At 43.6% G+C, this 20785-nt stretch carries 15 protein-coding genes; 8 read left to right on the top strand and 7 right to left on the bottom strand.

The window, feature by feature from the left end:
* Positions 1–35: 35 nt before the first annotated feature.
* Together JN178_RS12250 and JN178_RS12245 are read right to left on the bottom strand one after the other, a co-directional pair.
* The gene (locus tag JN178_RS12250) at positions 36–1190 is read right to left on the bottom strand and encodes an iron-containing alcohol dehydrogenase (RefSeq protein ID WP_202261813.1); all 1155 of its coding nucleotides are present in this window, start codon (positions 1188–1190) and stop codon (positions 36–38) included.
* Positions 1191–1207: 17 nt separating this feature from the next.
* Positions 1208–1651: a hypothetical protein gene (locus JN178_RS12245; RefSeq protein WP_232369557.1), complete on the bottom strand. Its 444-nt coding sequence runs from the start codon at positions 1649–1651 to the stop codon at positions 1208–1210.
* 23 nt (positions 1652–1674) lie between these two features.
* Here JN178_RS12245 and JN178_RS12240 point away from each other — a divergent pair, with 23 nt between their 5' ends.
* Entirely contained in the window at positions 1675–2583 is a 909-nt protein-coding gene (locus JN178_RS12240) for a LysR family transcriptional regulator (protein WP_202261812.1), read from the top strand.
* An 82-nt stretch (positions 2584–2665) separates the two neighbouring features.
* Here the strand turns inward: JN178_RS12240 and JN178_RS12235 are convergent, their stop codons facing one another.
* Positions 2666–3070, bottom strand: a complete 405-nt coding sequence (locus JN178_RS12235) for a phosphate ABC transporter substrate-binding protein (protein WP_202261811.1) — start codon at positions 3068–3070, stop codon at positions 2666–2668.
* 12 nt (positions 3071–3082) lie between these two features.
* Positions 3083–4279: a porin gene (locus JN178_RS12230; protein WP_202261810.1), complete on the bottom strand. Its 1197-nt coding sequence runs from the start codon at positions 4277–4279 to the stop codon at positions 3083–3085.
* A 175-nt stretch (positions 4280–4454) separates the two neighbouring features.
* Here JN178_RS12230 and JN178_RS12225 point away from each other — a divergent pair, with 175 nt between their 5' ends.
* From JN178_RS12225 to JN178_RS12200, 6 genes are all read left to right on the top strand, one after another.
* On the top strand, positions 4455–4706 hold the full coding sequence (locus tag JN178_RS12225) for a hypothetical protein (RefSeq protein WP_202261809.1): 252 nt from the start codon (positions 4455–4457) through the stop codon (positions 4704–4706).
* A 115-nt stretch (positions 4707–4821) separates the two neighbouring features.
* Complete coding sequence (locus JN178_RS12220; RefSeq protein WP_202261808.1) at positions 4822–6741, top strand: methyl-accepting chemotaxis protein; 1920 nt, start codon at positions 4822–4824, stop codon at positions 6739–6741.
* A gap of 159 nt (positions 6742–6900) precedes the next feature.
* A complete protein-coding gene (locus tag JN178_RS12215) occupies positions 6901–9501 on the top strand; it encodes a M1 family metallopeptidase (protein WP_202261807.1) in 2601 nt (866 codons plus the stop codon).
* Between the two features lie 324 nt (positions 9502–9825).
* Positions 9826–13863: an ExeM/NucH family extracellular endonuclease gene (locus JN178_RS12210; RefSeq protein WP_202261806.1), complete on the top strand. Its 4038-nt coding sequence runs from the start codon at positions 9826–9828 to the stop codon at positions 13861–13863.
* A gap of 16 nt (positions 13864–13879) precedes the next feature.
* Positions 13880–14479, top strand: a complete 600-nt coding sequence (locus tag JN178_RS12205; RefSeq protein ID WP_202261805.1) for a hypothetical protein — start codon at positions 13880–13882, stop codon at positions 14477–14479.
* A 158-nt stretch (positions 14480–14637) separates the two neighbouring features.
* A complete protein-coding gene (locus tag JN178_RS12200; protein ID WP_202261804.1) occupies positions 14638–15522 on the top strand; it encodes a WYL domain-containing protein in 885 nt (294 codons plus the stop codon).
* Positions 15523–15536: 14 nt separating this feature from the next.
* On the opposite strand, the gene JN178_RS12195 is transcribed toward JN178_RS12200, so the two are convergent.
* Together JN178_RS12195 and JN178_RS12190 are read right to left on the bottom strand one after the other, a co-directional pair.
* Entirely contained in the window at positions 15537–17663 is a 2127-nt protein-coding gene (locus tag JN178_RS12195) for a response regulator (protein ID WP_202266053.1), read from the bottom strand.
* A gap of 93 nt (positions 17664–17756) precedes the next feature.
* Positions 17757–18737: a glycosyltransferase family 2 protein gene (locus JN178_RS12190; RefSeq protein WP_202261803.1), complete on the bottom strand. Its 981-nt coding sequence runs from the start codon at positions 18735–18737 to the stop codon at positions 17757–17759.
* A gap of 448 nt (positions 18738–19185) precedes the next feature.
* Between JN178_RS12190 and JN178_RS12185 the strand changes: the two genes are divergently transcribed.
* Positions 19186–19734 (top strand): hypothetical protein, encoded by a 549-nt coding sequence (locus JN178_RS12185; protein ID WP_202261802.1) that lies wholly within the window; start codon positions 19186–19188, stop codon positions 19732–19734.
* Positions 19735–19744: 10 nt separating this feature from the next.
* On the opposite strand, the gene JN178_RS12180 is transcribed toward JN178_RS12185, so the two are convergent.
* Positions 19745–20728, bottom strand: a complete 984-nt coding sequence (locus tag JN178_RS12180) for an endonuclease/exonuclease/phosphatase family protein (RefSeq protein WP_202261801.1) — start codon at positions 20726–20728, stop codon at positions 19745–19747.
* Between the last annotated feature and the right edge of the window lie 57 nt (positions 20729–20785).

Raw genomic sequence — 20785 nt, 5'->3', positions numbered from 1 at the left:
AAAATGGAAAAGTAATCGGCATTTAGCAACGGGGCTTATGCCGCGAGAGTCAGAATTTGGCGAGCTTTAGCGAGGTCAATATCGCCATGTTCGCCCAATGCAGTTAACCCATTGCGTTCCAAGTTGCCAATTAGGCCATCAATTTCAGACTTCTCGATACCGTGATCTGAAAGTCTTGTCTTCACTTGCATTGTTTCAAAGAAGTCTTGAACCGCTTTTATGGTCAAGTCGATTGCTTTTTCTTTGTCGCTCTCTGTGATACCAAAAACGCGCTCGCCAAGCTGAAGAATTTTCTCTTGCTTTTTGTCGCGTTGAACAAACATTAACGACGGCAATACGATAGCGAGTGTGACGGCATGATCGAGCCCGTGCAAAGCAGTTAGCTCGTGCCCAATCATGTGTGTAGCCCAATCTTGCGGTACACCTTTACCAATTAGACCATTCAGTGCCATTGTCGCTGACCACATAACATTGGCGCGAACATCATAATCTTGTGGTGTCGCTAGCGCTTTTGGCCCTTCTTGAACTAGCGTTTGCAAAATACCTTCTGCAAATCGGTCTTGCAGCGGCGCATTAACTGAATACGTTAGGTATTGTTCAATTACATGTACAAACGCATCTACTACACCATTTGATACTTGTCTTGGCGGTAGCGAGAACGTGAACTCTGGGTCCAGAACAGCAAAAACAGGCTGCACAGTTTCAGACGAGAATGCACGCTTCTGCTGCGTTTCTTTGCGATTTACTACTGAGTTACCATTGCTCTCCGAACCTGTTGCAGGAAGCGTTAGAACGGCACCAATAGGTAGCGGATTGCTAAATGCTGCTCCCTTGATAAGAATATCCCAAGGATCGCCCTCAAAATTAACCGCAGCAGCCACAAATTTGGCACCGTCAATTACGCTACCGCCGCCCACAGCAAGGATGAAGTTAACCTTATTGTTACGCGCTACTTCTACTGCTTTCATCAGCGTATCGAATTCAGGGTTTGGCTCCACACCTGAAAACTCGATCACATCTGCACCTTCTAGTGACGTTACGACTTTTTCGTAAATACCATTTTTCTTAATAGAGCCACCGCCATATAGAAACAGCACTTTCGCATCTTGGGGTAAGCGAGATGAGACTTCGCTTAGTTGGCCTTTACCAAATAAAATTTCGGTTTGGTTTTTAAACGTAAAATTAAGCATAGTTATTTCGCCTGTCCTTATTGAGTTATAGCGTTAAGTTGTTGAATCAATTTTTCTGCCAACAAGTCGTCTGAAAAAGGGTTCTGGCCCGTGATGAGTTCGCGATCCACTACTACATTGGGGGCCCACATCGCTTTGTACTGCATGTTGCCTCCGGCGCTAGCCATCGCATCTGCCGGATAGTAGAGCAGTGTTGCATCATCAAGCGTACTCTCAAAATACTCTTCTTCTGGTGTTGAGAAGATGGTCATTCTATATCCATCATAAATCCATTCTTGTGATGTGGCTTTGTCACCGTTTTTCAATGCTAACTCAAAAGATTGTGGGTTGAGTTGAGCAGAAAGTAAGGCGATTGGACCATGACATATCGCTGCCGTTGGTTTTACCGTCGCATCAAATTGTGCAAGCATCGTAAGGGATTTGGTTTGAAGGCAGAAGTCAGATAAGTTTGCATTAGTCATCAAAAATCTGATGGGTTGAAGAAATGTCCTACCTAACACAACTTAAAACATTCGTTGAGGTATATCGCAGCGGCAACATAACCCGCGCAGCCTCTCGACTTCATATGTCACAACCCGCGGTAACGTCGCATATCCAAGCGATGGAAGCTATTGTGGGTAAAGAACTCTTTGTAAGAAAGGCAAGAGGCGTTGAGCCCACACCGATTGCAGATGACCTAGCGTTGCAGGTAGCGGGTCACATTGATGTTTTAGAGCAAAAAGTCGCTTCAATTCGAAGTCGGGCGTCAACAGACCATGGCACTTTACATCTAGCGGGTCCTGCCGAATATTTGAGTGTTGTTGCTGGTCCTGCGTTGGCTAATTTACTGCAAGCAGATAAAGTGAATTTAGTTATGCATATAGGTAACAAGACAAGCACCTATAGTCTGCTAGAGGATGACGTTGTTGAACTTGCTATCACCGCATCAGAGCCTAGCGATGCACAATATGAATATTTAAAGTTAGATCGCGAGCGTCTTGTTTTAGTGATGAATAGAGTGCAGGGAAAACTTTTAGGCGAACGGGAAATTACTGCGCATTTGCTTAATCAATATAAGGTTGTTACATATGATGAGCAGCTGCCACTTATAAGGCGTTACTTCTCAGAAGTTTTCAATGCACCGTGCGAATCGCCAGTAGCTGCCGTGTGTCCAGATATTCGAGCCATTAGCACCATAATCAAAGCGGGAATAGGGTACTCGGTCTTGCCTGATTATTTATGTAAAGAGAGTATTGCAAAAGGCGAGCTAATTCCCTTAGGGCCACTAGGGCCTGAAAATGATATTTATTTAGTATGGAAAAAAGGCGCGCTGCGCAACCCTCGAGTGGACTTTGCCAAAGACGTAATCATGGCCTTTGCCAATCTCAATTATTTATCAGCACTGCCCGATTAATGCTTAAATAGAAAAGGAGGGCATAGGCCCTCCTTTCTATCCGGTAATTAATATGGCTAATTTGATTGCTTATCCATAGTTTTTAAAAGCTACCGACAACTTTTACTGAATCATTCACCAAACTTTCGTCTACAAACCCAATGGTATTGGGATTAGTGCCTACAAGTTTCACCATCTCCTCTTGAGAAGCTACCATTTCCGGTGGTGTACCACGTCCAGTAAAAACAAGTTTCGACCAAAACGCAGAGTATTGGCTTTCAGATTTACCTAAAACAGAATTATTAAAGGCTTCTCGCGTTCCATCTCCTTGTTCGTAAGTAAGAGGAAGTGCTTTACTGCCATCGGGAAACGCTTTTAACTTGCCAAGATATATACGCTGAATAGTATCCATATCAGTGGCAGACGCATTGTTAGCGTTGACGATAACAACATTGGCTGCGCTCACCGGCATTGCAAGTACAAGGCATAAAAGTGCTAGTTTTTTCATAATCATCACGCCTTAAAATACGAGGTCTAAAGAAATCGCCACAGCGGTAGCGTCAGTATCACCGTCTTGGTCTTCATCAATATAAACCGCTGCATCACCATCATCATTGAAATCAGTAATTTCAAATTTTAATGCTGTACGCGGATTTATATTGTATCGCACGCCTATGCCAATTGAATTATAGTCGTCATCTAGCGACCCTGTAGCACCATCTTCAAAGCCTGCTGATATACCGCCTGGCGCAATGAATCTGAATTCACCTTCGAAGTTCGAATAGAATACATAGGGTGTCCAATCACCAAATGTTTTGGCTAACGATGTAAACCACGATGTATAAATATTGTCGTACTCGTTCCATTCAGCAATAAAGAACCAATTGTCATAATCGATAGATGTAGACACATCGATAAATTGTGTGTCTACCCACTCGTTACCAAACAATGGTGTGGAAGGGTAATCGCCCTCTGCGTAAAACGTGAAGTTTTCTTTACCTTCCAGATATGAAAGGCGAAGGTTAAACCAATCAATTTGGGTGTCTACAACAATACCCTTCATGTCTTCGTAATCTTTGGTAGTTCGGATACCGCGCACGCCGCGAAAACCACCGTTCTCGTTATACAATTGCTCAGTTTTATATTGCTCAATGGTGGTAATTAGATCGTTTGGATCTGTGTCTTGTTGACCGCCATAAAGCAAGAAGTTAGTAGTACCTGCATCCCAATCGAGCATATAGCGTAAGCTAATGCCGTGATAATTAGTAACTGCAAGTGAATAAGCATCAGATGGGACACGCAACCACGGGTAAGCAATACCCACGTCCATATAATCTGAAAAGTGATAAACGGGCAGGCGCATGCGGCCAGCGTTAAGCTCTAAACTTGGGGTGATTTCATACGATGCGTAAAGCCACTCTAAAGTCGGTTCAAAATCGTTGATGCCTCTAAATATGGCTTGTGCCGTCAATGAGAGTTTGTCGCTAGCCTGATAACGCCCTTGTAAGCCTAGTCGCGACTCGGTCTGAAACTCTAAACCCGTGTCGTATTGACCCGCTGCCTCGGGAAGTCGCGCCCAGTAACCGTCTCCATCAATAACAGTGCCGCCAACCAGAGAAGCGAAACCTGAGATACGAAAATCATCATTTGCATGTACAAATGTAGGCAGACCGGTTAGCACAGCAGCCGCCGTACAATATGTTGCCAGTTTTTTCATGTGTGTTTCCTTAGACATTAATTACAATGAATGAGCTTTGTTGTAATAGTACTTTTGGTTAAGCTATTGCCCTTTAAAAGAAGTCGATGCATTAAAAATTGTCAAGATTTCAGGCATGTGACACTGATTAAATTTAATTTTTTTGAAAATTTTGTAAATCTCAGCAAGGAGTACTATGGCGAAGCCAAATGCCAAAGGGCCTGTCAAAACGGTACAGATTTTTTGTGCTAGATGTCGATGCCAACTTTACAAATACCGCAAAGGAGGCAAAGGGGCGCTGGTCAAATGCTTCAAGTCCCGAATTGTCGAAGATTACACTGATGAAGAAGGCATCTGCCCTTCATGCAATAGTCAGTTTGCGCGAAGCGCAATGATAAGGGGCGAACCTTCTTTAAAAATTGTGGGTGGAAAAGTGCATATGAAATAAGTACTAAAAGTTGCGCTTGTGTTTTTTTGACCTAAATTTATTGCTAAGGGATCCTCCACCTAATCACATGGCTGTGCTGGCGATATTACACTTGTTGAGTTAGTGAGTAGAGTACATGTCAATCCAGCGTAAATTTCTAATATCAGTGACCGCAGTTATTACGTTTTTTGCTGTAATAATCGCTGTCATTACTGTCTTTACAACCTCTTCATCTGTAAATGAAAAAATACAAACGCAGAAAAAAGAAACTGCTGACCGCCTTTCAAATATTCTCACTGTGACTGACGCCATTATGCTTGAAAGAGTAAAAAGTAGTATGGCTTTGCTAAAGCAACGAGGGGCAGAACTGGGCGCACCAAGTCAGGCTTCAAGCGTCATGGTCAAATCAACGCCAGCTACTCAGTTACTATTGGGAAATACACCGCAGGCTAATAATTTTACACTAGTAGATGGACTCACACAGGTAATGGGGGGCACCGCCACCTTATTTAGCAAGACAGGTGATGACTACATTCGCGTGAGTACCAACGTGATTAAAAATGGCGAAAGGGCCATAGGCACTAAATTAGCCCCCTCAGGTAAAGCCATTAAACAAATTCAAAATAAAAATGCCTATTACGGCGCCGTAGACATTCTGGGAAGCCCATACTTGACAGGGTACGAGCCCATGTTTGATTCATCTGGAAACGTCATTGGAATTTGGTATGTAGGGTATTCTGCAGACCTAAAGGTTCTTGAAGAAGCCATATTGCAAAGCCATTTACTAGAAGATGGTTTTGTCGCTCTTAGAGACGCGAAAGGGAATATTCGAATGCACTCTTCTCATGTGAGCGACGCCATTGTGCAAGAGGCGCTTGCCAATGACAAAGACTGGTTAGTGACCGTAACGCCATTCGCGCCATGGGGTTATGACATTATTTTAGCTGCATCTTCCTCTGAAAAGTCGGCGCTGATTGGTCAAGCGGTGTTCGCAGTATTTATAAAAATTGTGCTGGCAAGTGCAGGAATACTTTTAACTATTTGGTTGCTTGTTAAGCATATTGTTGGCAAACCATTAGATGAGTTTATAGGTGTTGTTAGTAACTTATCCTCAGGCGAAGGAGATTTAACGTTTCGGTTTGAAGCAGCAAGAAGTGACGAGTTCGGAACAATGGCGAAAGCATTCAATCGCCTTTTAGGACAGTTACAAGAAACATTGCAGTGCGTAGATGAAGCCACAGACAGAATGTTGGCCAAGTCTGAAACATTAAACACAACAGCAGGTAAATCTAAGGCGACCGTTGCTGAACTGGCGAAAGAAACTCAAAACATCGACGATGCAATTGTGCTGCTTCAACAAAACGCAGACACAGTGTCGGGCACTATTCAAAGTTCGAGTGAGGCGGCTAAGGTGGCAGACTCTGACACGCGAAACAGTGTGAATGTGTTAGCGCAAACTATTCACGATATTGAACTACAGGCCAACGATGTTGATACGTCTGTGAAAGTTATTTCAGAACTTGCGCAAGCCAGTGAAGAGATTAGCGGCGTAATGGAAGTTATTAGAACCATAGCTGAGCAAACGAATTTACTAGCACTTAACGCAGCCATCGAAGCTGCGCGCGCTGGCGAGCAGGGCAGAGGGTTTGCAGTGGTTGCCGATGAAGTCCGGTCGTTAGCCAGCCGGACACAATCATCGACTGAAGAAATTAGAAATATGATTGAGCGTCTACAACACGGTAGCCGTGTAGCGTCTGAAAAAATGCAGCAAAATAAAGACACTGCCTTCAAGACGGTCGACATTACTCAGAAAGCGGGTGATTCACTTCATCAGGCTTTAAATGCTGTAGCGCGCATCACTACACTTAATCAAGATGCAGCCACTATGGCGGAAGGGCAAAAAGGCGTTGCCGATGGCGTTAAAAAAGGGCTGGCGACCATCCACGAAGTAGGCAAGGCCAATACAGATTACGCCAATAATGTCGCAATAAGTTGTGGAGCATTAGTAGAAGAGATTAAGCAAATGCAGATGCAACTTCGCCGATATCACTTCTGATTTTGTGTTTTTTATACGCGATAGGCTGATTTTGAAATGATTAGTAACAATTTGTGTGGGCGACAATTGCCCGCTTCATTGCCATAGCACGCAGACCTATTTATCCTTATCCGTGGATAAAAATAGGGATTATTTCCCACTCTACGGATAAAAAACACCATGAAACGACTTACTGCGCTCTATGGAGCGGTGGTGACGCTGTTTACCTTTGCGTCGCTGCTTGGCACATCTGCATACGCAGCAGATGTTGACTATCGATTACCTAAATCTGTTACACCGACTTTCCAAAAAATTCACCTTAACATCGATCCAGATAACCCTGCCTATTCAGGAACCACTGAAATAAACGTCACAGTAAACACAGAAACAAATAAAGTTGGGTTTTATCAGCAAGATTTGACCGTGACTTCAGCCGTGTTGATTGCTGGTGGTAATGAAATTGCTCTGGATGTAACCGTTGGTGAATATGATATCAATTGGGGCATGGCAAAAGAGGCTATTGAGCCGGGCAAGTACACGTTGCGGATCGCGTTTGAGGGCAAAGTGAATACCTCATCAGACGGCATGTATCTGTCACGCTTTGAAGACAGAAATTATATTTTTACGCAGTTTGAAGACATGCATGCTCGTAAGGCTTTTCCTAGCTTCGACGAACCCATTTTTAAAATCTCGTATCAGATGTCTATTAGCGCACCTGAGCATCAAGTTATTGTAGGTAACACGCCTGTTGAGAAGCAATCTGTAGAGGCGGGCGTAAAGACTGTTTTATTCGAAAAAACAAAACCTATGCCGACCTACTTGATCGCATACACAGTAGGACCATTTGATAGTGCAGAAATGACAGGCCTTCCTGTTCCTGGTCGCATCTATGTGCCAAAAGGGTACGCGGATAAAACCAAATTTGTTATCAAGCATACGCCAGAGATTTTGGCATCGCTTGAAAACTTCTTCGACATTAAATATCCATACAAAAAAATGGACTTTGTTGCTGTGCCAAACTTTACTCACGGCGCTATGGAAAATGTGGGGTTAATTACTTATCGCGACAGTTTGTTGTTACTTGAAGACAACCCTAGTGTGACAGAGCGTTCACGCCCATTAAATGTTATTGCGCATGAGCTTGCACACCAATGGTTCGGAAACCTAGTTACTATGGCGTGGTGGGACGATTTATGGCTAAACGAAGCTTTTGCTTCTTGGGCAGCAAGTCATACTATGAAAGAGCTGTATCCTGAACTTAATTATGCAGATCGCATTGTGCAAGAAGGTGCGTTTGGCGCAGATGCAAGCCCTACAGTGAAGCCCGTTAAGAAAGTAGTAAAGAGCCAGCCTGACGTGATGGATGGTCTTGGACTTAATTACTCTAAAGGCGAGTCAATTTTGCAAATGATTGAGTCTTTAATTGGTACGGAAAAGTTCCGTGAAGGCGTGCGCAATTACATGAATAAGCACGCATGGGGAAATACTGTGGCTGACGATTTATGGGCTGCACTTGACGGCGTATCAGACTTCAACCTTAGTGCTATGATGAAAGCCTATTTAGAGCAGCCGGGCTATCCTCTAATTCATATTAGCAAAGATGGCAAAGTAACTCAGACTCGATTCCATTTGGCAGGTGCGGAAGTAGAGCAGCAAACGTGGGCTATACCACTTAAACTGACCTATCAAGTTAACGGGAAAATCAAAGATGACGTTGTCTTTATTGACAAGAAAACCACTTCACTACCGCAACTAGCAGAAGCACAGTGGGTATTCCCGAATGATAACGCAACAGGTTACTTCCGTTGGTCAATTGAGTCTGGGCAACTCAATGCATTGTTAAATAATATTGATGCGTTGAACAAACGTGAAAAGAAAAACTTACTATACAACTACCAAGCACTGCTTAATGCAAATGAGGTTGGCGTTGATAGCGTAATGAAAGTGTTGAATGCCTTGGCGAAAGATAATGACGCTGAAGTGATTCGCGCTGCTGTGGGTGTATTAGCTGAATTTGATTATTTGGTCAATGAGGGCAATAAAGCGCAATTTGCGGCATTGCTAAATCAAGATTATCTACCACTACTTAACAAGTTATCGCTTGAGCAAAGTGGGAGCGACTCGACCGACGTGATCCGCTTGCGTAACCAGTTGTACACGTTGTTAGGCATGCACGCTAATAACAGCACGCTTGTTGAGCAAAGTGAAGCCATTGCGAAGCGTTACATTAAAGATACTACTAGTGTGCCATCAGGCATAGCGGGGACCGCAATTGCAATAGCAACTAAAAATAGCCAAGGCGCAAACAATGCAAAATGGTTTGAAAGCTTAGAAAAAGCGTTCAATGAAGCTCAGTTGCCGAACGTGAAAAATACGCTTATTTATTCAATGCATTTTAGCGATAAAGAGACGGTGTTTAAGATGCTTGATTTGGCGCTGACCGACAGCATTACGCCTGCTAACACGCTATATATGGTAGTGCGAGTAGCGCGTAATTTAGACGACCATACAATGTTGTATGAGTGGCTGTCGAACAACAAGACAGCTTTGATAGCAAAAATGCCTGATTATCATGTATCTCGCATGCCTGAGTTTGTCTCAGTAACCTGCTCAGCGGATAACCTCAAGTTAGCGACTAACTTCTACGCCACTATAGCAGATGACCATCAGGGTATGCCTCGCGGCGTAGAAATAATGAAAGATGAGTCTATGCAATGTATGCGGTTGAAGGAGGCGTTTCAAGCTGACTTTGATGCGTTTTTAGCAAGCTACGCGCAATAACGCGCAATAAGGTACCGATTAGGTAAATAAAAAGAGCACCATTTGGTGCTCTTTTTTTGTGCAGAAGTAAATCGCGCAGCACCATCTTAGGTCGCTAAACACCTTCTATTTTTCTTCAAAACACAAGCAACCGCGCTATGTGACAACTCAACTTTCCCTGACCCGAAGTACAGTGGAGTTAATTAATAAATAAACTTATTTTAAAGCTGTAAGTTGCTGATTAATAAGAAGTGTGACGTTTATATTATTATTTTCGTTAAGTGCTTGCTGTGTATACGTATGTATAAGATTTTATACCTTCCTATAAATCGGAAGATTAAAATAATGACTATCCAGAATAACACACACAACCTCTCACTGAGAAAGACGGCAAAAGTCGTCAATGCGCTTCTCACCGGCGCTTTTTCACTCAGTGTTCTCTCTTTTAACGCCGCGGCTACCACGCTATGGGAAGAAAACTTTGAAGCCGCTGAACTTCAGGGTAAAGGAGCAACAGGCCCAATTCCTGTAGGCCAAAATGTTGTAGTTGACGGTGTTGAACGTTGGTCAATTGACGTTAGCGGCGCACAAATTACCGCTACAAGCGATTGGTTCAAAGTAAACAACAATGCTATGCAGGCACGTGATGTTGACGGTGACGTTGTATGGCAGACCGAGACAATTGATATTAGTGGTCAGGGCGACATTACGTTAGAAGTAGCGCTTTCTCAAAGTGGTACTTTTGAAAATGCTGATTACATCGACGTGTCGTACGCGATAGACGGTGGCGCTTTTGAATTAGTAACCTTAAACGAAGGCGACAGCAGAACAGTATTCGATGATTTTGGTAGTGCATTAGTAACTGCCAACATAGGTTCTGGCGCTTCACTCGTAATCAAAGTCGCTATGGCAAACAATGCTGGTAGCGAATATTCAAACCTAGACAGCGTTAAAGTAACAGCGTCAGGTTCAACTGGGGGCGATACTGGTGGTGATACGCCTGATGAGGGTGATAGCCCATCAAATGAGCTTCTTTTCTTGTCTGGCACGTGCTTCAATTGCCCCGATTTACAAGCAATTAATTTAGCCAGCGATTATGTTGAGTCAGACTATTATGCAGCGCTAGAAACTGCAATTGCTAATAATGAGAATGCGGTCACTCTTAAAGCAGCGGCTCACGATATTATTGAAAACGGTCATCGCACACTTAGCTATTCTGAAGTATGGACAGCACTTACTTATACCGATGAAGACCCTGCAAATACCGATAATGTTGTGTTGTTCTATAAGGGTGTTTCTCAAGCTAAGTCAACAAATGGAAGCGGTACACAAAGCTCAAATCCAGACAATTGGAACCGCGAACATGTGTGGGCGAAAAGCCATGGTTTCTCTAGCTCGAGCCTAACGGCGTACACAGATATTCTACATTTGCGTCCTACTGACATTTCGGTCAATAGTTCTCGTGGTAATCTCGATTTTGATTTCAGTGATAGTCCGTTAAGCGAAGCGCCAGCTAACCGCGTTGACAATGATTCTTTTGAACCTCGTGATGCGGTGAAAGGGGATGTTGCCCGTTCAATGCTTTATATGGATGTGCGCTATGATGGAAATACGGCTGGCGATACTGAGGAAGACCTCGTACTTCTAAACCGTTTAACTACGACGGAAGAAGCCGCTTTCGGTAAATTGTGCGTGTTACTACAATGGCATGAAAGTGATCCTGTAGATGACTTTGAGCGACGTCGTAACGAGCGCGTTTTCGAATTCCAAGGAAACCGCAACCCATTTATTGATAAACCTGAGCTTGCATCGCTTATATATAATGAGAGCTGTGATGGCAGCGGTACTGATACAGGTGGCGACACTGGCGGTGATACTGGCGTTGATACTGGCGGCGACACAGGTGGCGATACTGGCGGTGACACAGGTGGCGATACTGGTGGAAATACACCGCCTTCATCTCACAGTGTTTACATTTCTGAGTACATCGAGGGAAGTAGTTTCAACAAAGCGATTGAACTGTTCAATAGCAGTGCTGAAGCTGTCGACCTTTCTGGTTACTCGTTAGTACTGTTTTCAAACGGCGCCTCAGGTGAAAATGACGGCAAAGTACTTGCCTTAGAAGGCTCAATACCGTCAGGTGGCGTGGCGACATTTGCTAACAGCCAGGCTGATGCATCACTTACTTCTGGCTCGACCATTAGTGATTTTGTTATCAATTTTAACGGCGATGACTACATAGAGTTGACGTACAACGGCGACGTTGTGGACTCTCTAGGGACGTTTGGCGTTAGAACTAATTGGGGTAAAGACGTAACGTTAGTGCGTAAAAGCACTGTAACCGGCGGTAACACGTCGCGTAGTGGAAGCTTCGATGCAAGTGTTGAGTGGGACAGCTTCGCGCAAAATACATTCAGCAATTTTGGTGCCCATAACGGTAATGTTAGCGGTCCAACAGACCCAACAGACCCAACAGACCCAACAGATCCTACTGACCCAGTACCTGAAGTAGTGCTTATCAGCGCTATCCAGGGAGCGTCTGCAGCGTCTGAGCTAGTTGGAAGCGACGTAGTTGTAGAGGCAGTAGTTACTAAAGTTGTACCAGGTATGGATGGCTTCTTTGTACAAGAAGAAGCCAGTGACTCTGATGACAATACCGCTACTTCAGAAGGTGTTTTCGTTTACGTCGGCGCATACAACGAGATGCCACAAGCTGGCGATGCAGTTCGCTTAAATGCGACAGTTGGCGAGCGCTATGGTGTTACTCAATTAACGCTTACTGCAAATGCCGAGGTACTGGGCGCTGGTGAAAGCGTACTGTATTCAACGTTGTCATTGCCACTGAACGCAGAAGTGGATCTGGAAGCCTTTGAAGGTATGCAAATTAGCTTCGAGCAAACTCTAAAGGTTTCAGATATATACAACTTAGGCCGTTACGGTCAATTCACTGTTTCATCGCAGCGTTTAATGATCCCAACAAACCAATATGAAGCAAATTCTGAAGCGGCGCTGGCATTGGCTGCGCAAAACGCAGTAGATTCACTTTTGGTTGACGATGGATACAGCTCGCAAAACCGCGATGGTCTTGAATTCCCGGTGGGTGGTCTTTCTCATACTAATTCGCTTCGTTTAGGTGATAGCGTTGAAAGCTTAGAAGGCGTACTACACTACGCGTTCGGTGCGTATAATCTTATCCCTGTAGGTGATTTGCAGACCACCCGCACTAATCCAAGAACACGCGCGCCAATTTTACGTGCACAAGGCGACGTGAAAGTAGCAAGCTTTAACGTGCTTAACTACTTCAATGGCCCAGAGTTCCCAACGTCTCGCGGTGCTGATAGTGAGCTAGAGTTCAACCGTCAAAATGCGAAAACGGTTGCCGCTATTGTTGCTATGAACGCTGATGTTTTAGGTCTTGTTGAGATTGAAAACGACGGTTATGGCAATGACTCAGCGATAGCGACACTTGTCGATAGCGTAAATGCCGAGTTGGGTAGTGATGAATATGCTTATGTGGCACTTGAGTCGCTATTAGGTGGCGATGCTATTGCGGTAGGCATGCTATACAAGCAAGCGGTCGTTACGCCTGTCGGTAATCCAATTACCTCAAATGCTGCGCCTTTTGATTACGGCAATAGACAACCACTTATTCAAAACTTCAGCGTAAACAGTAACGGCGAAAGCTTTGCTTTTGCTATCAACCACTTTAAGTCGAAAGGAAGCTGTGGCAGCGCTACAGGTGACAACGCCGATTTAGGTGATGGTCAAGGTTGCTGGAATGCACTTCGTACCGAAGCAGCACAAGGTTTATTGGCACTTATTGAAGCAAACAGCGAAGTGCTTTCAGACCGCGTACTGATTATGGGCGATTTGAATGCTTACGCGAAAGAGTCTCCAATTTTGGCATTGGAAGCAGCAGGTTATACCAACGTTGTTAATCAGTTTGTAGGCGCTAATGCTTACTCGTATAGCTTTGGCGGTGAAATGGGTTACCTAGACCATGCACTAACAAGCGGCACGCTAACTGAGTATGTCGTTGACACATCAGTGTGGCATATCAATGCTGATGAGCCTCGCGTATTTGACTACAACGTTGAATTTAAATCGGAAACGCAACTTGCTAGCTACTACGGCGCGGACGCTTATCGCTCTTCTGATCACGACCCTGTAGTGGTAGTGATGAACTTCCCTGAAGAGGTAGTAGTGGGTGATTTAGATGGTGATAACGACGTTGATTACAACGACATTATGGCGTTTTACCAAGCCTTCTTATCTGGTCAAGCGACTGATGCGAGCTACGATTTTAACGGCGACGGTATGGTTAACTTCTTTGATATTCAAGCGCTGATGGGCATGTGCTCGCGCGCTGGTTGTGCAATTTAATTTTTGGAAAAACATAATGAAAAAGCTTATTTTAGTATTTTTGGCAGCAATGACATTTAATGCAAACGCTGCATTTATCACACTGACTACTGACAAAACTGAATATAACGTGGGTGACACCATTAGCGTGACAGTGAGTTTGACTGGCTTAGTTGAAAACGGCACGCAAACATTCTTTTCGTCATATGTAACGGCATTCAACTTTGATTCAAGTGTACTCAGTGCAGTTGAGCCAAGCCTAACTAGTTTAATGGCGTTTGGCCCTTCTATGGCGCCTGGCATATTTCCATCTGAGCTATTTGCCGGTAGCGTTACAGGGAATATGGTATCAGGTTCTTCAATTGCTTCTCCGATGGCAAATCCGTTTTTCCAATCGGGTATGACAACGGTAGGCTTGTATACGTTACAGTTTATTGCTACTGCTGCGGGCGATAACATCGACGCGTTTAGTTTTACGCAAAGCGATTTTTTTGATGCTGCTTTGGGCTCTACTCAAACTGCTGATGTTGAAACTGCGCGCTTTACTGTAAGTCAGGTTCCTGCGCCAAGCACAGGAATACTGGCACTGCTAGGTTTGGCTGCATTGGTGTATAGCCGTAAGCAAAATGCAAAATAAATAAACTTGCAGTGTAGTGGTAGCCCGGTGGCTTGATAACAAGCACCGGGCTTTTTTTTAAGCTGATAAACGCTAAGAAAATGTGCGCCAAGTTGAAAACCACTATTTACATACGACTTAAAATAAACCACACTGAAGAAAAACAACCAGCGCTTTGTATGTTAGATTCAATTTCATTTTCACAACGCCAGCGTTTGGCGTATATCGATTTTTGCCTTTTGTTTAAAGGTGCTATCCATCGTCAGGATCTCATCAACCGGTTTCAAGTAGGGTTATCTGCGGGGTCGCGAGATTTCACACTATACAAAGAATTAGCACCGGATAACCTGATTTATGATCCGCGAGAGAAACGGTATTTTCAAACCGAGACTTACTCTCCCTTATTTGAACATGACGCTAGGCGTACGCTCGTTAAGCTGGCTAATGATATATCGGATGGTTTCGACGCTATCGGTGATATTCACTTTCCTGTGGAGAGCGCGTCGTCATTAAACGTACCAGACATTTTTGTTGTTGCTAAGGTTGTTCAGGCCATAGTTAATCAAAAGGCTATTAGCATTATCTATACGTCACTTTCCAGTGGTAGCGGCGCACGAGAGATAGTTCCTCACAGCATTGTTGATAACGGACAACGGTGGCATGTTAGAGCATTTGATAGAAAATCGCAGAGCTTTAGAGATTTTGTATTAACGCGCATCAGTAAAGTTACCGTTAAATCCGCGCCAGAGCCTCATGAATGTATTGACTGTGATGAGCAGTGGCAGCGCTTAATTCCACTAGAAATTGTACCGCACCCCAAGAATATAAAATTTCCTACGGCGATAGAATTAGATTATGCGATGGAAGAGGGGGTATTGACTTTGCAAGTACGTGCTGCAATGGCGGGATACCTATTACGCCGTTGGAATGTAGACTGTACCAAACACGCCAGCTTGAAAACGGGGGAGTATCAGCTGTGGTTGCGCAATCAGAGCTCGCTTGCTAACACAGATAATTTGGCCATTGCACCTGGCTATATCGGGCAACAGGTGCCGTTTCAATAAGAGTTTGCTATTGACTAGTGCTTGGTGTGCTTGTTAATACAAGCGAGTAAAGTTGCTTTGTCTAGTGGTTTGGTAAGGAAGTCATTCATGCCAGCGGCTAGACATTCCTCTTTATCTTCCAAAAAAGCATTGGCAGTAAGCGCAGCTATTGGAGTGTTAATACTCAGTGTATTTCTTAATATACTCGATGCTTCAAGGCCATCCATAATTGGCATATTGCAATCCATCAGGATGAGGTCAAAGGTATGTTGTTTACAGGCATCTACAGCGTCCTTTCCATTCTTTACGTGTAAGCATTTGTAACCTGCACTTTTCAGCATTGTTTTCACTACTTCAGCGTTAATCTCATTGTCTTCGGCCAGAAGAATACGCACATTGTCATTACGCGTGTGAGCAGTATCGTTTTTATTGTCTTGAACCTGAATGAGCGATGTTAAGTCGTTTTCTAGTTCGCGTCGATTTATAGGCTTAGCATGTGTCTTCCAAATCAAAGAAGAAACGTCGTCTTCGTATTCTAATCGCTCGAGTTCCGCAGATATGAGAATGACGCGAGGAAAGTTGATGGGCTCTTGGTTTCTTAGTTCCCGAAGCAACTGAGGCCCGCTCATTTCAGGCATAGCGATATCGAGAATAATAACATCGAATGAAAGTGGATCATCAGCGAGAAATGACTTAGCGCTGTAGTAGCACGCGCTTTCAATCTGTAAGGAAGAGACCACGTGATTGATATATTCTCTGCTAGTTTGTAGGTCATCTACAATTGCACACCGAATGCTGGAATTAGGTTTAACAGTTAATACTGGAAGCGTCGACTCTTCAACTTGAATGGAAAAAGTAAACGTGCTTCCTTTGCCATACGTTGATCGCACAGAAATGTCACCTTTCATAAGTTGGGCAAGTTGCTTGGCTATACTTAACCCCAATCCAGTACCACCATATGAACGGGTTGTTGAATTGTCTGCCTGCTCAAACTTGTTAAAAATATGCGCCAATTGCTTTTCTTCAATGCCAATTCCTGTATCGGTAATTTCAATAGAAAGCACATTGGATTTCGACTTGCGAAGGTACGACACTTGAAAGGTCACACTACCTTTTTCGGTAAACTTAATCGCATTGCTGAGTAAGTTATGTAACACCTGAGATAATCGAGTGATATCTCCGGTTATAACATGCGGTAAAGACGGATCTTTATAATAATGAAACGTTAGCCCCTTGCGCTGACATGCCACGCGCTGTAGCGACACAACGTCATCGAGAACTTGTAAAATATCCACAGGCGCTTGCTCAACAATTATTTTGCCAGCTTCAATTTTCGATATATCCAGAATATCGTTTATTAACACGAGGAGCTGGCGACCAGATGCCCGTGCTTTCTTTAGGTAAACATCGCTTTTACTTGGATTGTCTAGCGCCAATTCAATCATGCCAAACAAACCATTCATTGGGGTGCGTAGTTCATGACTCATGCTAGAAAGAAATTCGGACTTTGCCTTACTGGCTTTCTCAGCTTGCCGAGCTAATGCTTGTGCCTCGTTTCTGAGTATAATTTGCTTATCAAAAGCGGCTTTAATTGTTTTTTCCAGAGGCCAAAAAATAACAAAAGCTTCAATCGTCAGTAATAGCAAAGTGGCTAGCCAAATAAATATTTCAATCTGAGCGACATCACTAACGCGCGTTGAAGCTTCTTGCTCGAAGAAATTAACGACATTGTCTAATGCAGTGAGTAAATCGGTGACTTGCTCAATAGACAAACTCAAACCCTTTTCGCACATTGGGCTTTCCAGTATATTTTGCGCTTCGTTGATGTAGTTTCTTACGTGCTCGTCAAGTTGGCCATTACCAAAATAAGCGTCTTTTACATTAACAGGAAGGTTAGGGAGTGAGGTAAGTCTGTAATGATTTACTTTAAAGGTTTCTAGTGTTGCCTCTAGGTATGTCTCTTCTAATGAGCCTCTACACGCAGCGCCTGTAGAGCTCAATAACGCAATACGCTGCGATAGCATGCGTTGTTGCCCTGCAATATTGATGATTTCTGCGTCGTATTTTTGCTCATCAATCAGACTGTAAATAATAAAAAAGGACAGTGTGACAAGCGTTGCTGTTAGCAATAACGCGACGATGTATCGAAAGCGTAATGACATATATGTGAGCATGAGTTAGCACTCATCTCAAGATAATAGATGCCACGGCGTAACGCAAACGCCTAACGGTGTAATTGAAACATTTATTGCGGATTAAGCAATGGGTTCAAGAGCCCTCTTGGAAGTGGGTGAAATAGTGACTTCGTTCTGAGCAGTATGGTGAAACTTTTTGAAACGGGCACGCTTTTCTTTTGATGAGGATCGCATCTCTTCCTCTGAAGGAAGATGTTTTACATGCAGTCCCTGAGTTTCGAAGTCATTATTAATGTAGCCTAGTGCCGCATAGCGTTTTAGCACCGCGTTGCAAGGGTAGAATCCCCATTTGTGGTGAAATCGCTGCGCGTTAGAAACAAAATCCAACAAGTGATTTAGTGGACATCGGTAAGTGAGTCTTTCTGGTACAAAGGTGACTGTCTCTAGCTGCACAAGCTGCAGTCTGAGATGTCGACATGTGGTGAAAAAGTCTTCGTCGTTTAATCCGAAACCTGTGTAACTTTCATCGAAACCGCCGGTTTTTTCAAAGTCTGTCTTACGAATAAAAAACACTGTAGAACAAATACTATCGTTACTAAACTTTCCATAGTTAATTTCCTGATTTTGTTGATTGCCAATTACGTTTTCAAGGAATGTCATGTCATCATTGCTCGAGCGGTCGCCCGTTGATAGTGCAATATGGCTGCGCTTGAGCTGGTTGTACGAGCTTCGACATAAATCCTCAGGTACACATTTTACTGACGTAAAAACAATACTGTTTGATGCCAATTTACGTACACCATCACCCACTAACGTTGGCGCGATAATAGCCTCAACATTTACATACAAAATCGTGTCATATGTTGCGGCTAACATGCCTTTGTTTCTTGCTCTTGCAATGGGTAATGTCTGTTGCGTTGTGAACTTATGGACAATGTCGAAGTGATCACTTTTCATCAAAGAAAGTTCAGACGGTGGTGCCATCCAAACTACAATCAACTCCGAAGGCTTGTCGGTGCCTGCCTCTAATTGCGAAATAAGACGGCAAAGCTTATCGGTACGATTTTTGACAATAGTCACTACACTCACTGGCATGTGCATGAAGGCCTCCCTCGCATGTCGCTGTCTCAACATTCACTTGTACGACGCATAACTTTTGATAGCTATTAAGCAAAAAATAGTCCTAATTGATTAACTATCTGTTTAATAATGTTTTTTATTGTTTGGTGAACGTGGGTGACAGTGTGTGTCGTTGCTCATTGGGTAGATAGGCTATGACAGTGAGAAAGAGTTACACGCGTAGCCAAACGTTTCTACTATGCGCCAGGTTAGAGATTTGATATTCTTACCTTCAGTAATATAACTCTTTGTATTGTAAAGGTTCACATCGAGTGTTCTTCGGTGTTCCGCAATGTGAACTTTGGTCTAAAATGTGGATGAATTGCATGCCACACTCTGCAATATGTACTATGCTCGTTAATGTGAGTCCATGGCTTTACTTTAACCGTATAAGTTGTTGGTTATTAAATTTTCAAGTGGTGTAAAGGCTGTGTCAGTACAATCTTCAGTAGTCGTTCGTCAATATGACAAACAGTCGTTAAAAACAGTCGACGTTATCTCCGGTATCTCTCCAAACGCAATGAGGCGGGTATTTGGCGGCTGGATATTTTTCGCTGCAGTAGTGGGTATCATTGTGGCAGTAGCGCCAGACTTGAGCGCTCAGTTCATCGGATTAACGCTTTTTGTGTTGGTCGCGTTTACATTGGTAATGTTTGGCCAAAGCCGTATCTCGGAAGGTTGGCCAGCTATTATCTGCGACCAGAACTTCATTGGCGTTGTAAGAGATCCAGTTGCTCGAGAGTACATATGCGTCGACTCTTCATTAGTCGTCGATGCAAAGCCAACACTTATCAAACCCAATAAAAAAGCTGTTGAGATTCAATTGGACTATGAGAAGCTTTCAGAGCAAGACATAGCGCTACTCAAGCAAGCAGTTTGGCCGTACAGCGACAAATTGGTGGGGTTAGCCCATTTCAAAAAGCGCGAAGAGGCATGTGAGAGCGTTATGTGGTGCGTTCAGCATCGTTCATCTCATTAACTAGGGCGTATTAATCCCGGTTGGGTGGTGCAACAAGTGCTAATTGAGTGAAAAGAGGGTAATGGTCAGAGCCAATATCACTTAGTCTCTCAATACGTACTAATGAAAAGTGCTTCGAGTGAAATACGTGGTCAAGCGGCCACTTCACAAGTGGATAGTGTGCATGGAAGGTGTTAAAAAATCCTCGTCCCTCTCGCGGGTCAAGCAGGCCACTTATCTTTTTAAAATGGCGCGTGGTGGGTGACCAGGCAACATCATTTAGATCTCCTGCAACAATAACAGGGCCGCTTTGCTTCGAAATTTCCTTTCCAACCACATGTAGTTCAACATCTCTCGGTTTTGCATATTCGTTTTCGGTTGGACTTGGTGGTTTAGGGTGTAAAAAGTATAAGGTTACTTTTTGCCCATCAACATTAATCGTTGCTCTAATCGACGGTACGTCATCCTCAATCAAAAAGCGTAAGGTCACATTTTCAAAAGCATACTTGCTGTAAACATGCATGCCGTATAAGTTCTCTAATGGGCAAAATTTCTGATGGGGGTAATCTTTTTCAAGCTCACTGAGGTGATCTTGCCATTTTTTATTGGACTCAAGGGTAACTAAAAAATCAGGTTGGGTGGTATGCACATGGGATAGTAGCTTTTGATAACCGTCGTTCGGCATATAAACATTGCTTGATAGGATGCTCAATGTTTCTTTAGGCTCAGCCGCTACACGACGTACCTCGCGCTTGTAAAGTGGCGTATAAGGGATAATCCACATGCATTGATAAAGCAAACTGACGGCAAGCCCTAGCACTAATACAACATCAAATGCTGATAAAGTGTAAGAGATTGCTTTCACTGTATAGGCCACAAGTAACACTGCAAGCAAAGTCGCTATTTGTAATCTAGGAAATTCCCATACTCTAATTGTCCAATGCGACGAGGGAAGTAATGGAATAAAAGATATCGCTATGAAGATTACAGAAAAAACCGACAACACTATTTCCATTTAGATAGCCTCCCTGAGCCATAGAACTCGCCATTAAGCCTAGCGAGCAGTTTTATT

It is taken from the genome of Alteromonas sp. KC3, from assembly GCF_016756315.1.
Lineage (GTDB): Bacteria > Pseudomonadota > Gammaproteobacteria > Enterobacterales > Alteromonadaceae > Alteromonas.
The sequence above is the reverse complement of the archived record's forward strand: the minus strand, read 5'-3'. Positions and strand labels throughout refer to the sequence as shown.